Origin of the sequence: Massilia sp. CT11-108 (assembly GCF_047302915.1) — a bacterium.
Classification (GTDB): Bacteria; Pseudomonadota; Gammaproteobacteria; order Burkholderiales; family Burkholderiaceae_D; genus Telluria; species Telluria orientalis.
Genome location: NZ_JBKYMO010000124.1, coordinates 1 through 13,094, shown reverse-complemented (window position 1 = coordinate 13,094; position 13,094 = coordinate 1). Strand labels below are relative to the sequence as shown.

Sequence of the window (13,094 nt, the reverse complement as noted above, 5' to 3'; positions counted from 1 at the left end):
AGCGCCACGTCGCCGCGGCGCGCGGGCACCTGCAGGTGCGACGTGGGCAGCCAGCCGTAATCGGATGCGCCGAACGCGAGGTCGGCCGCGCCCTCTTCCGGCAACAGCACGTGCCAGACTTCCGCCAGCGGATCCCAGTATTGCAGCACGCCCCGCCCCGGCGCCAGCGCGAGCAGGCGCTGTTCGGGAAAGCCGAAGGTGGCGGCTGCGAATACGCAATGGGCGTTCGGCGGCGGCGGCATGGCGGCGTCGAAGCGGCCGACTTCCGGCGCGGGAGGACGCTCTTCGAGGCTGTCGCCCAGCGCCAGCGACGTCACGGGCAGGCCATGCGGCACGTGCCGGGGCAGCAGCGCATCCGCATACGGCCCCCACCAGTCGGGATGGCGCTCGGGCGCGACGCCGAGGCGTTCGAGCGGGCGGCCGCACGTGGGACAGAACGCGAACCCCTCGGGATAGATGGCGGCGTGGTCGCAGGACCGCGGCAGCGAGGCGCCGAGCAGGTGCGCGCAATCGGTCAGGCGGCCGCGCGCGGCGGCCTGCCAGTCGATCCGGCCCAGCCCGTCGCTGGACACGAGCTCGAACTGCCCGCTGCGTTCATCCTCCAGCCAGATACTGGCCGGCGTTTCCCATCGGTATGCCATGCGCTCCCACCGTCTGATCGTCAAAAAGTTCGACGGTCCCCCCAACGTCGGGACCGTTATCGTTTTGAAATCATAGCGCCGGGATCAAGCCGACGGCGCCCTGTTCACGGAGTAGCGCGTGGCTGTGCTTCAGGGATCAAATAGCGGCGCGGGAAGTGGAACTTTCGGCAGCATCGAGTGCCGCGCGGTTCACGTGGCGGATCTTCCAGGTGCCGTTGTCCAGCACCATCGTCAGTACCACTTCATGTTTCGCGTCGCCGTCGCCGTCGAGGGTGACGACTACGTCGGCGCTGCGCGCCTGGCGGCGCAGGGTGACGGCCTGCACGCGCCCCCGCAGCCATGCGCCCTGGATGCGCGGCGCTTGCAGGAAGTAGTCGCCGGCCGCCGCCTTTTGCTCCTGCAGGCGTTTCACCAGCTGGTCGACGAGGGGCTTCGCGACGTATGCATTCAGGCGATCGTAGCGGTCGCTCAGGGGATCCTGGTCGGCATCCAGCGTCTGCAGGTACCAGCCATAGAATTCCGCGGCCACGGTCTCCGGTGCGCGCAACGCCGCCGCATGCGCCGAGAGACAAACCAGCAGCACGCCAAACAGAATGAGCTTTAGGAAATTTCCTTTATGAATCAACATGATGGGCTCCTGACAGCCAGACTGTGCAGCATTCCGGCCGGCCTGATCGTGACCTGCCGCAAGGGTATAATGGCGGGTTGTCTTCCCCTTCACCCATGCCATGACGCCCACCGACGCCCTGCCCGCCGCCGCCATCGACTCCGCCACCGCGCACCTGCGCGACGTGCTCGCGATCGCGCTCGAACACACGTCCGAGCGGCGCGCGCTGGTCGTCTTCGACACCCGCACGGCCCTGGCCCTCACCCTCGTCGCCGCGTACCGCGCGAACCTGCCGGACGCTTCTTTCGTCGACTTCGACACGGTGGCCCCCGACGAGGTGCTCGCGACGTTCCGCACGCTGGCGCCGCAGGACCTCGTCGTCCTGGTGCAGTCGACGAACTTCCGCCTCGACGGCTTCCGCCTGCGCGTGGAACTCTTCAAGCTGGGCCTGAAGGTGATCGAGCACGTGCACCTGTCGCGCATGCCGGGCGCGCAGGGCGGGCACTACATCGAGGCGCTGGCCTACGATCCCGCCTACTTCCGCGGCGTGGGCCATGCGCTGAAGGCGCGCATCGACCGCGCCCGCCGTGCCGAGGTGCATGGCGGCGGCGACGTCCTCGTATTCGACTCGCCGCTGGAGAGCGCCAAGCTGAACGTGGGCGACTACAGCGCGATGAACAATGTCGGCGGCCAGTTCCCGATCGGCGAAGTGTTCACGGAAGCGCGGGACCTGGAAGCCGTCAGCGGGCGCGCGCAAGTCCACGTGTTCGGCGACACGGCTTACCTCGTCAACCGGCCCGAGTCACCGATCACGCTCGTCATCGACAAGGGCCGCGTGGTCGGCACGGAGAACGTCACGCCGGCGTTCCAGGAAGTCCTCGACATCATCCGCCGCGACGAGGGCGAAGTCTGGGTGCGCGAACTCGGCTTCGGCATGAACCGCGCCTTCACGCGCGAGCGCCGCGTGGACGACATCGGCACGTACGAGCGCATGTGCGGCATCCACCTGTCGCTGGGCGCCAAGCATGGCGTGTATGCGAAACCGGGGTTCAAGCGCAAGGATGCGCGCTACCACATCGACGTGTTCGTCGTGACGGACGCGGTGTACCTGGACGACGAGCGCGTGTATGCGGACGGTGCGTGGACGGTGGCCGCCTGATCTACAATGGCATGGTTTAGTCGAAGGACCACGCCATGCTCACTCCCGAACAACGCGACCGGTACCGGCGCGACGGCTACATCGTCATCCCGAATTTCAAAGCGCCCGACGAGATCGCGCGCCTGCGCGCACGCGCCGGCGAAATCGTCGACGCGTTCGATCCCGCGGAGTCGCGCGCCATCTTCACGACGCGCGACCAGGCGAGAGCCAGCGACGCCTGGTTCCTCGGCTCGGACAACACGATCCGCTGCTTCTTCGAAGAGGAAGCCTTCGGCCCGGACGGCCAGCTGAAGCAGGCCAAGGCCCTGTCGATCAACAAGATCGGCCACGCCATGCACGACCTCGACCCCGTGTTCAAGGCGTTTACGCACGATGCGAAGCTGGCGGCCGTCGCGCGCGACCTGGGCCTGGAACAGCCGCAGATCTGGCAATCGATGTAGATCGTTTGTTGTTTTACACCCCATGACTACAGGCATCGACAGACGCCGATACCCGGACTAGCCCAATTTCGGTTCATCCCGGCCCCCCTCGATTTGCTTAGTCGGGACACTTTCGTCAGCCCTTCTTTTTGCACAAAATTTAAGCAGTAAACGGCCCCGAGTTGCGACGAAACGCCCTCTGACAGCACGAAAAAGTACCGGCGTTCGCTGGTAGCGTTTTGGATCGTCTCCCATAGGGAAAATGACGCGAAATTTGCAGTAACGGGCGATGGAAAGTTTGTGTATCGGCGTGCATGAAATACCACGTTGGTGGACACAAAGTTCTATTATCGAGCGGTGGAAAGTTGCCTCTTTGGCAGATTCAACTTCCCCCGGTGGGCGATGACGATTTATCGGTATGTCAAGTGTGTATATACACTGGTTGACAAGAAAGCTTCCATGGTGTAAGATACGGGGTAGACAGATCACATGTCTACATCGATCTAAGCATTATTCATCGGTCCAGCCCTCGGACCAATCCCACACCGAAAACTCATCCTCACAAAGGAGGCATACCTATGCTCGTAAAAAACGCGATCCCGGCTTTCGGGATGCCGCTGCGTAATGCGGACTATTACACAATGGTAGACGAAGTGATTACAGCGCTTCGCCCCCATAGCACGCTTCGTTCAATTGCTGCCCGCCTCAATGAGCAGCAGTTTGAAACGCCGTCCGGACTGATTTGGAATCGCGAACGCGTTTCACAGTACATCAGACACCGTGGCATCAAATCAACCACTAACTGAAAGGAATAGTATGACAAGTAAATCAACCCCAGCCGTTACGGCTCCAGTAGTACCAGAAGCGCCAGCAGTGCAGAAGCGCCCCTTCGCAATCAAGATTGCCGCTCCAGCCAACCTAGCATTTGCGGAAAGCGTGGTACATGCACGTAACGGATATTGTTTCTCCGATGCACCAATCGAAGTAATGCAAAACGGTATGGCGTTTTTCACGATGGTAATCGGCTCACCCGATGAACTCGCGATCAACAAAGCAAAGGAATCAACGGACCTGAGCCGCGAAGCAGAGGAACGCGAACACCAGAAACAAGTACGCGAAGAAGCCCGTCGTATCGTTGAAGAAGAAAAGCGTCAAGCTCTGGAGCGTGAAGTAAAAGCAGCGGAAGAAGCGCTTCAAAAACAAATCGCGGCCCTCCGCCAACGTACAGCAGCAGAAATTGCGCAGATCGAAGCGACAGCAGCGGCAGAACGTGCCCGCCTGACGAAGTAAAGCCCTCCCTCCGGCCTTCCCCGCGAGGAAGCGCCTCCGCCGTCCCGGCACAGTAGTAACTACACCCGCAGAACGTACGCATCTAGCCAACAGGCCAAGGGTTCCTTATGTCCTGCGCGTTCCACAAACATTAATGAAAGAACAACATATATGAATTACCGCAAGTCGCACGTTGTGAAAGTGACACCGATTCCGAATAGCTCCCGCCAAGCTGTCCTATTTGACGACGGGAACGAACTACAGCGTCAACAGATTTACCTAGAGCCGAATCAGTGGCAAAAGTTGCAGAGGCTATCAGAGCTACACAGCGTGGGCGGATCGAAAATGATTGGTCATTTGATCGACCTAGCTACCGCCATCGCAAAGGTGTAATCGACGTATTAGAACATTTTCAAATCCACCCGTATTTTATGCCTCCGCTCCTATGAAAAGTGAGGCTCTTGCTGATGGAAATGACAAACGAATCCTCTGCCGTAATAAAGAGTAAGAGATAAAGAAGTAGTTAAACAATAGAAGGATATCGAAATAGTCAATACTCCTTCCCCTATTGGCTCCCCCTTACAGGGAGCCCAGTAGAAGCATAAATGAAAGAACGATAATGGCACGTACGAAATACACCAATGACATCCTGAAGCACGAGAAGAACGGAGGTCTACATTCAAGACGAAAGCTGAATACGCTACAGCAGGTATTTACCACTCACGATCTGAAAGACGCTATCGCCTACCAGTTCATCCTATCGGGCTCTACCAAGGATGAATACCAAGCAACGATGAAGGCCATCATGCGCCATATCCGCACCAAGTGCAGAGCCGAATACATCGGGGCGTACGAAGTCGGAGACGAGAAAGGCGGTATTCATGCTCACGCATTCGTCATCGTTGAAACAGCCAAACACTTCCCGTCCGACCTGTTGGACGTGACAGAAGGCGGTTTCATCGCTCGACGCATCAAGCGTAGGAAGCTGAGTATCCGCATCGAGCCCCCGAAGAACCGTATGCACGGTGGGCAGATGTTCGCCCGCATGAACACGCCGGACAAGCTGGCCGATTGCATCAAGTGGGCTACCTACTTCCTGAAAGTGCGGTCGAAAAGCGATGTACCGGGCCGTGAGACGTACTTCGGCTCCGAGTTCACATCGAACATCGCGAAGCGTGAAGCCCAGCGCCAGAAGTACAGGGACGCCCTTATGTCCACTCCCGCTGCACCAGCAGCCCCACAACCTAACGAAAGTGAACAACATGAAACGCGAACTACAGAAGCACCAGAAGCCAGCAGCACCGACAACTCTCAATCCCTCGGCTCCACTACCGAATTCAAGCAACGAACTGGTACGGCTCCACTTGCTCCAGATCGCAGCAGAAGCGAAGCAGGAAGCCCAGCAGGCCCAGCCAGTAGCCCAGCGCCAGCCGACCATGCCGACGACGCCAACGAAGCCTGTCACCCGTTGGACGGCTCCGAAGCCATCCGGCAAGACGGTAGCGGACGAACTAGCCCGTATCGCAGCGGAGGAACGGGAGGGCAAATGACGCCAGCAACCCGCTACATCGCCAGCTTGTACGAACAGGCAGTGGACGCCGATATGGATATTGACGAGGTAAGGAAGTACCTGTTCACCCAAGGCGTACTGCGAACGCCGGGAATGGTCGCCTACGAGCTAGAGAACACGTACGGGTTTATTGGATACGCCAACAAACACCCAGCAAAGCCAACGATGGACGTACGAGCGTACGACAAGGCCATCGACAAGGGCAAATCCCCGGCTACCCTATTGACCGAGGGGCCGGGAAGTAGTGTTGTTGGACTATGGAGTTAAGTTGAAGGCGACAGAGTAGGGCTGAACTGGTACACGTAGCCCAATCTCCCTTCTGTGATGCAATGAAGGTAATGATCCAGTGCAACGCAAGTCGGGAACGAAATCATTGCAATGGTCTTCTGTTTTGCAGAGACGAAGTGCAGGTTGAACTGTGTCCGAGAGCTGGAACTTAAACCGGCATAGATCGGATAAATAGCGGCCCAAATCGCTTGGAGTTGTGGGACGCGTTGTTCCATCTCTTTCGCTGCTTGCTTCAGCGGTTCGCCGGAAAGCTGCTCAACTGTTGCTTGCTCGTACCAACGGCGAAGAATCGTACGCGCAGGGATGTCAGAACCGTAGCTCTTTTCGAGAGCCTTGACCAACTGAGCCAGGTAGAAATCCAAATCGGCCTTGGCGTTTTGTAAGTACGCCTGTTCGTATGTATGGACGTTCGTTTCTCGTTGCATGCGCACTTGCATGATTAACACGAAAAACGTGAGGACTGACAGGATCGGGCCGTAGATACCCGACATCGCCGACCCCATCGCACTCCATAGATTCGGATCGTTGCTAATTACTGTACCGAACGTCCAAATGTAGACGATGATGGGTGCTACCAATACCGCCGAAATAACTATCCATCGCAACACTCGGCCGACGTTCCCCCAAAACTGATGCATGACGACTCCTGAAACTAGTGATGTGTCATTGTCGCACTACTGGAGTCACGGAAACATCAATTGCAACCTCAGATCGTGTTCGGAAAAACACGATGGACCGGGTAGCCCCCGGAATCGCTCACGGAAATTTTTCCGGCAGCTATTTTGACCCTACCGGAAGGGAAGTGAAGTGCTACTCCCTGCCTAAGCGTGAAGCAGAGCTGATGGTGATGTCGGAGTCGCTCGGAGTGCGGAGGAAGGCTCAGGACCCGGAGCTGTCCTGAGCGGAATGACAGGAGCGGCTTACGTGGAGCGGCGTTGTGCCCTACGCTCAGCCGCAAGTTTTACCTTCTCCGGTTGCGTATAGATACGCTCCAACAGTTCGGTCGTAAAGTCGAGCAAATCGAGAGCGTCGGCCTCAGTTAGCGTTCCTTGGTGCGCCCCGTCGTTTCCGTCTTCCTTGATGCAGTGGGACAAGTCGCGAAGGTCTTCCGGAAGATAGCGATTATCGAACAACCACGGTAGCCGCAGGCCAAGATCACGACGAGTTTTGGAATTTAGCCCCTCGACATCGCCGCTTGGAAGTTTTTCCTTTGTCGTCATGTCGACGCAAAGACGGAACATGGTTCCCGCAGCATTGAAGCAGCCTACAGCAAGGCATTTCGCGCCTTCGTTGAATGCAGCAAGTATGTGCTCAGGAAGGTACTCCGGAGGAGGCTCGGCAGCAATATCTCCGATAGAGAGGTATCTCTCGACATTAACAAAACCATTGATGACTACATCGAGAGCCTCAAGACGACCTTTCACTCGGTCGAACATAGTATCGGTTCCCCGATCTTGCTGACTGACGAGAAAAATCGTTCCATTGTCACAATGGCCGCACACGCTGTACGCTTCCCAATACCTTTGCCAACCCCAATTAGTATGTACATGGTTAGAGGCGAGAACATTGAACGTGATTTTCTGTGCGTCGCATCGCGGGCAATCAGCAACTAACTGTGACACTTAGTTTCCCCTGTGTTGTAACGAGATGATTCAGTGTACGACTTGCCGTCCGGCATGTCTACGACGCTCATCAGCCCTAGCCGATAGAGAGCGGGATCAGATCGGACAAGGCTGTTGAGCGCGGCTTTTGACGGTTCAGTTCGATTATTGAAGGACGCTCAGGACCTTATACGTGATGGCTGTGTTACCTGCGTCAACGACTTCAAATCGTGCGCCCTTGTAGCCGATCACACGGCTTTGGGATAGGTCATATTTCAGCTCTTGCGTGAACGCGGGACGCGCAAAGTTGTCCTTGAACTCGCGATACATCAGCGTAAGCGTGTTCTGCGATACCCCGCTGTAGACGAGTTCACGACGGAAGCTCTCAGCCGTAAATCTGACAATTTCCTTTGGGGTGTAGGCAATCGGCTTGGTGCCGTAACGATATCCGTTAGCGAAGTGGTAAATCACGGCAGGCTTCGACTTGTCGCTTGGGACGAACACGCCTCCACGTTCGCCCATCGGTACTCTCTGACCTAACATCACATAGTAGGTGTTGGTCCCAGCGTAATACTCTCCTTCCGGACGCGACGCGATCAGTTCAAGGTCGCCGGGAAAAACAGATGTCGTTCCGGGCGGGTTTGGATCGTCAGCCCCCCCTTCGACGGTGATAGCACGCACCCGAGAGACGTACTCTTTAGAAACTATCGAATCGCCCAGCTCTGCCTTACTGATTGTGTTCAGTTCTGGCGCGTAACGCGGTTCGGTTGTCGGAAACGCTTGACGCATTGGGACGGGTTCGGCAGTAACGCAACCACTCAAAGCGACCACTGCTCCGAATGCAGAGGCAACGATAACCCGGTTCATGTTCAAGGACATAGTTTTGGACAATATATGTTTTAGGAATTTCATAATAAAACAGTAATTGTCACGAAGCAAACTTCTTTACTGATCGGTTGCACCATCCAGACATCGACTGGTGCAAATAGGGCATGCCCCAGATAGACCGATGCCGACGAGGTAGCCCAAGGGCATCAGAATTCAAATGGACCATTTATAATGGACCTTATTTAATAGACTGTGTATAATAGACTCATCGACACAGCAGCTTGAAAGGAACAACATGTTTGTACGTGCATACCTCAGAGCATCCACGAAAGAGACGGATGCAAATCGTGCCAAAGAGCAACTGGAACAGTTCGCCGCTGACAAGGGGCTCAAGATCGCAGCGTTCTACGTCGAGAACGAATCCGGTGCATCACTCCAGCGCCCAGCCCTGTTTAAACTGATCGACGACGCCCACCCCGGCGACATGCTGTTGCTGGAACAGGTAGACCGCCTGTCCCGTCTAGACGAAGCCGACTGGGAATCGTTGAAGGCCACGTTGAAGAAGAAGGAAATCAAAGTAGTAGCACTGGACCTGCCTACGTCGTGGATGATGACGACCACCGATCCCACGATGGCCCGTATGTTCGCGGCAGTGAATGACATGATGCTGGACATGCTAGCCGCTATCGCTCGTAAGGACTACGAAGACCGTCGCCGCCGTGCTGCACAGGGTATCGAGAAAGCGAAGGCCAAAGGCGTGTACAAGGGTCGCAAGGAAGACGCCGACCGTAACGCCCTGATCCAACGTCACCTGAAAGCCGGTCAATCAAGCTGGAACGAAATTATGGAACTGGTAGGATGCAGCCGTGGCACGGTAGCGAAGCAAGCGGCCTTGCTCAAAGCACAGGAAAGCGCATGAGACGCGATAGGAGGCCCGCTACGGCCTTCTAATGCATGAGTTGATGGCTACGTAGCCAAACTCATCAAATCGTCTCTATGAGCCTTTAAATGGCCTTCCTGGCGATTGTCCTTTACCTGCGGGCTCCAGTCCTAGTGACTCCCGGCCCTGCTGATGGCCCTAGGACGCGTTCAGAGGCTCTAGGAGCCGTTCTACGCTCGAATGGTAGTGTTACCCCATCCGCCCCCTCCGGACGGCCCTATCGATATTTGCCACGACCGGGAAGGCCATTCGACCCGCCCCGGCGATGTGTTAAGCAACCCGCTCGCTCCCCGGCAGTTTTTCACTTTCCAGTGATATATTCCAGACGGTTCCGGCCTATCTGCCCGGAAGGGCAATTTGCAAAAATTTCCTTTTCAAAAATCACGGCTGGAGAAACACTGGTCAAGCCGTCTCCGGCTTCTTCTTCAACTTGAGCCTTCGATTGAACCCGACATTGACCTCAAGTTCATCCTCACGAATTTCACCTTGATCGAACATCGCCATCGTCACGTCCGTACTGTAGCTGACGGTCTGGAGCGTCTTCCCGGTATCTACGATCCTCAAGATTTTGAGTTCCTTCTTGTGCACCTGATACGTAATCGAGTCGTCCGCTTCCTTGAACGCGGTGACAAGGATTCCCAGCCGCTTCAGCAGCTCGTTAGCCCTAGCTCGCCCCTCCTTGCTGACCAAGTCCAGCCGTGCGAAGAAGTCTTCCTTGTTCGTGATGCGGTCTGCCGCAAGCGCTTTCTCCAGCTCCAGCTCCCGTTCTTCCAGTCGTGCTATCTCGTCGTCTGCATCCGCTACCTCTGCTCGTAGCGTTGACGATGGACGGGTACGCAAGAAATCCAACGTTTCAGCCCTTGCCCGTTGTTGCTCGGCCATGCGGCCCCGTACCTCGTTCAGTTGCGCCTGAAGGCTACGGGCGTCACTCTGCACCAGCGCCAGACTGTTCACCTTGGTAAGCAGCTCCTTGAACACTTCGTCGGCCCGGTCCAGTCGGATCGACCTAGCGTCACACTTTCCCTTTCCGGCCTCGTAACAGCGGAGGTAAGGGGGCTGCTTCGCTCCTTTGGTATAGACGTTCAGTGCCGCATGGCATCGCGTACAGCGAAGGATTCGTTGCCACACGTTATATCCGCGTGACTGCTTCTTCGCTCCCGTTATGAACCGCTCTGTAGTCGCTTGCTGGGCCTCGTAGAACGTCCGCTCATCGATGATTGGTTCATACAGGCCCGTTATCGGCTCCCCGACCTTGACGCGCTCCTTGCCCTTGCCGCTGTACGGCTGGTAAATACCGAGAACCGTGGGACTCTTCAATATCTGGGCAACGCTGGAGCCGCCCCACGTCTTCCCCTTGAACGATGGTATCCCCGCTTCGTTCAGCCTCCTAGCAATCGCCTCGCGTCCATAGCCGTCAATCGTCCATTGGAAGATGTCCTTGACGATCTGCTTCTTCGCTTCGTTGACGACATAGTGTGTTGGCTTCCTCTTCAGCTTGTCCTTGTCGTCATCCCGGTACACTGGATCGAGCCAAGCAGGCCGGGTAGCTCCCATCGGCTTACGCTCGTTCCGGGCGTCCTCCTGCTTGTCACGCCATGCCTTGCCAACGCGTTTGGATTTGTTGGAACTCTCGCTGTGCGAACGCGACATTTCCATGATGCTGACGATTAGGTCCAGCTCGTCCACCTTCCCGGCTTTGTAAACCTTGTCATCATTGACGCTTACGATGTTGATTCCAGCGTTCAGAAGATCGAGGAACCTTGGAAGCGCTTGCCTCGGATGTTGACGAGACAACCTATCGAGTGATTCAACGATCAGATACGAACCCTCCGGGATTGACCCGGCCTCTACCAGATCATGGAAGCGTCGTAGCTCGGCCTTGTCATCAAGGTTCTTTCCATCGAATGCCGAAGTGGCCCTATCCAAAAATGTGTACTGTTCATCCTCGACAAGCTGTAGATTGTGTTTCTGACAATACCCTACGGCGATATCCTTCTGACGTTTGAGGCTCCCGGCCTCGTTCTGTTTGGCGTGAGAGAATCTACGGTAGCTATAGGCGAGCGGTTTGGGCGTATTGGTATCCATGCCCCCAGTTTACAGGCATGGGGTGCAAACCGCTAGTAGAGCTACATCTTCAAGCAGCCCGGCATCGGCGGCGAAGTGCGCTGGCACCAGGACGCGACGTTCTTCGATTCCACGCCGATCAGCGTGACGACGTTCTGGTTCGCGCTGGAAGACGCGACCATCGAGAACGGCTGCCTGTGGGTCGAACCGGGCGGCCACCGCGGCCCGCTGCGCGAGCGTTTTCTCCGCGACGACGATGCCATCGCGATGGAAAAACTGGACAGTACGCCGTGGCCGGACGACAGCACGGCCGTGCCTTTGGCCGCGAAGGCCGGGGATCTCGTCTGCTTCCATGGGCTGCTGCCGCACTACAGCGCGCCCAATCGCTCGGCGGTGTCGCGGCATGCGTTTACCTTGCACGTGACGGATGCGCGCACTGCCTATTCGCCGCGCAACTGGATCCAGCGGGATGCGGATTTTCCCGTACGTGGCTTCGACTGATATACTCTTCCAGTACCTTTTAATGCACTTTTAAAGCACAAGCCGGGCATGGACTGTCATATCGAGATTTTTCACGAAGGCGAGTGGCTGGAAGCGGCGCAGGCAAGCTTCTCCGATGTGGTGCGGAATGGCTTCCGGCCGAACGACTGTGTGTTCGAATACGATCTGCTCTACGCCTTCGGCAATGCACCGCCCCCGATATCGCTGGTTCTCCCCGTGGACGCAGACCGTCATGTCCGGAAAACCTGGCCCACTTTTCTGTACGATCTCGTACCGCAGGGTAACGGACGCCGCTTCCTTCTCGACCATCTGAAGCTCCCCGACGCCCAGGCTTCCGACCTGCCTTTGCTGCGTGCCGGTGCCTTCAACCCGAGCAGTTGGCTCTGCCCGAACAGGACAAGGCAGAGGCCCGTGAACGGCGCGACCGAATGCTGGAGGCCGCGGCCGCCGCCAGGCTGTCGCTGACCGAAGGCGTGCGCGAAATGCGCGCGATCGCCGGCATGACGCAGGAAGAATTCGCTCGTCATCGCGGGGTCAGTGCACGCGTCATCAAGGCGATCGAGCTTGGCCAGGCAAACCCCACTGTCGCGACAATGAATCGCATTGGACAGTTCTTTGGCCTGGAGGTGGCGTTCGTTCCGATCAAACGTGAGTTGCATGCCGATGACCAGCCACAGTCCGTCAGTGACCGAATAATCACGACGAACCATGACACGGAGTTTTCAAAGGCCATCCATAATGCCCTCGCGAAGAGGGAAGAACTTTCCAGCTACATTCGGGCACTCAACTTGAGGGCTGCCGCACTGGACGACGAATTACACAAGATCGTGCGACTGCACGAAACGACCGCGGGCACGCCTGATTCCTCGATTACTTCAGCCCAAGTAAAGAAAAATATAGCTGAGGATACGTTCGTCGGCGAAGCTCACCGACGTACGAAAAGAAAACCGCGCCCCACCTGATGATCGGCCGCTGACCTTCTGTCGCTCCTGACAAAAACTGTCAGGACTCCCTCTTAAGATCTTCCTTTCTTCGGTTACGAAAGGAGATCGTCATGCACATCATCATCGGAGGCACCGGCCACGTCGGCTCGGCCACGGCCCGCGCACTGCTGCGCCGGGGCGAACCCGTCACGGTCGTCACGCGCAATGCCGGCCATGCGGCCGGGCTGGCCGAACTGTCTCTAAAAAAACTATGACGCTGCCGA

Annotated in this window: 15 protein-coding genes and 1 pseudogene; 10 read left to right on the top strand and 6 right to left on the bottom strand. The window is 57.1% G+C overall.

From position 1 onward, the window contains the following. Window positions 1-641, bottom strand: a pseudogene (locus ACEN88_RS12550) (hypothetical protein); the annotation flags it as partial. Window positions 642-777: 136 nt separating this feature from the next. Beyond that, entirely contained in the window at window positions 778-1,269 is a 492-nt protein-coding gene (locus tag ACEN88_RS12545) for a DUF3828 domain-containing protein (RefSeq protein ID WP_413339989.1), read from the bottom strand. A 100-nt stretch (window positions 1,270-1,369) separates the two neighbouring features. Here ACEN88_RS12545 and ACEN88_RS12540 point away from each other — a divergent pair, with 100 nt between their 5' ends. The 5 genes from ACEN88_RS12540 (at window position 1,370) to ACEN88_RS12520 (ending at window position 5,932) form a co-directional block, all read left to right on the top strand. Beyond that, the gene (locus tag ACEN88_RS12540; RefSeq protein WP_413339988.1) at window positions 1,370-2,407 is read left to right on the top strand and encodes a hypothetical protein; all 1,038 of its coding nucleotides are present in this window, start codon (window positions 1,370-1,372) and stop codon (window positions 2,405-2,407) included. 35 nt (window positions 2,408-2,442) lie between these two features. Next, on the top strand, window positions 2,443-2,847 hold the full coding sequence (locus ACEN88_RS12535; RefSeq protein ID WP_413339986.1) for a phytanoyl-CoA dioxygenase family protein: 405 nt from the start codon (window positions 2,443-2,445) through the stop codon (window positions 2,845-2,847). 557 nt (window positions 2,848-3,404) lie between these two features. Beyond that, the gene (locus tag ACEN88_RS12530) at window positions 3,405-3,632 is read left to right on the top strand and encodes a hypothetical protein (RefSeq protein WP_413339984.1); all 228 of its coding nucleotides are present in this window, start codon (window positions 3,405-3,407) and stop codon (window positions 3,630-3,632) included. 10 nt (window positions 3,633-3,642) lie between these two features. After that, window positions 3,643-4,116, top strand: a complete 474-nt coding sequence (locus tag ACEN88_RS12525; protein WP_413339982.1) for a hypothetical protein — start codon at window positions 3,643-3,645, stop codon at window positions 4,114-4,116. Window positions 4,117-4,714: 598 nt separating this feature from the next. Then, complete coding sequence (locus ACEN88_RS12520; protein WP_413339980.1) at window positions 4,715-5,932, top strand: hypothetical protein; 1,218 nt, start codon at window positions 4,715-4,717, stop codon at window positions 5,930-5,932. Here the strand turns inward: ACEN88_RS12520 and ACEN88_RS12515 are convergent. The 3 genes from ACEN88_RS12515 to ACEN88_RS12505 form a co-directional block, all read right to left on the bottom strand. Further along, window positions 5,929-6,591, bottom strand: coding sequence for a hypothetical protein (locus ACEN88_RS12515; RefSeq protein ID WP_413339978.1), 663 nt, complete (start codon window positions 6,589-6,591; stop codon window positions 5,929-5,931). The genes ACEN88_RS12520 and ACEN88_RS12515 overlap by 4 nt on opposite strands. Before the next feature lie 282 nt (window positions 6,592-6,873). Next, the gene (locus ACEN88_RS12510) at window positions 6,874-7,389 is read right to left on the bottom strand and encodes a DUF4145 domain-containing protein (RefSeq protein ID WP_413339977.1); all 516 of its coding nucleotides are present in this window, start codon (window positions 7,387-7,389) and stop codon (window positions 6,874-6,876) included. A gap of 330 nt (window positions 7,390-7,719) precedes the next feature. Next, complete coding sequence (locus ACEN88_RS12505) at window positions 7,720-8,421, bottom strand: hypothetical protein (protein WP_413339976.1); 702 nt, start codon at window positions 8,419-8,421, stop codon at window positions 7,720-7,722. Window positions 8,422-8,677: 256 nt separating this feature from the next. On the opposite strand from ACEN88_RS12505, the gene ACEN88_RS12500 reads away from it, so the two are divergent. Further along, window positions 8,678-9,301, top strand: coding sequence for a recombinase family protein (locus ACEN88_RS12500; protein ID WP_413339974.1), 624 nt, complete (start codon window positions 8,678-8,680; stop codon window positions 9,299-9,301). A 423-nt stretch (window positions 9,302-9,724) separates the two neighbouring features. Here ACEN88_RS12500 and ACEN88_RS12495 read toward each other — a convergent pair whose 3' ends face one another. Continuing rightward, window positions 9,725-11,407 carry a recombinase family protein gene (locus tag ACEN88_RS12495; protein ID WP_413339972.1) on the bottom strand — a complete coding sequence of 561 codons (1,683 nt, stop codon included), beginning with the start codon at window positions 11,405-11,407 and terminating at the stop codon, window positions 9,725-9,727. A 45-nt stretch (window positions 11,408-11,452) separates the two neighbouring features. Here ACEN88_RS12495 and ACEN88_RS12490 point away from each other — a divergent pair, with 45 nt between their 5' ends. The 4 genes from ACEN88_RS12490 (at window position 11,453) to ACEN88_RS12475 (ending at window position 13,085) form a co-directional block, all read left to right on the top strand. After that, the gene (locus tag ACEN88_RS12490; RefSeq protein WP_413339991.1) at window positions 11,453-11,887 is read left to right on the top strand and encodes a phytanoyl-CoA dioxygenase family protein; all 435 of its coding nucleotides are present in this window, start codon (window positions 11,453-11,455) and stop codon (window positions 11,885-11,887) included. Between the two features lie 48 nt (window positions 11,888-11,935). Beyond that, on the top strand, window positions 11,936-12,352 hold the full coding sequence (locus ACEN88_RS12485) for a HipA N-terminal domain-containing protein (protein WP_413339970.1): 417 nt from the start codon (window positions 11,936-11,938) through the stop codon (window positions 12,350-12,352). Continuing rightward, window positions 12,316-12,849 (top strand): helix-turn-helix transcriptional regulator, encoded by a 534-nt coding sequence (locus ACEN88_RS12480; protein ID WP_413339969.1) that lies wholly within the window; start codon window positions 12,316-12,318, stop codon window positions 12,847-12,849. The genes ACEN88_RS12485 and ACEN88_RS12480 overlap by 37 nt, the downstream gene beginning before the upstream one ends. Window positions 12,850-12,941: 92 nt before the next feature. Then, window positions 12,942-13,085 carry an NAD-dependent epimerase/dehydratase family protein gene (locus ACEN88_RS12475; protein WP_413339967.1) on the top strand — a complete coding sequence of 48 codons (144 nt, stop codon included), beginning with the start codon at window positions 12,942-12,944 and terminating at the stop codon, window positions 13,083-13,085. Window positions 13,086-13,094: the final 9 nt, after the last annotated feature.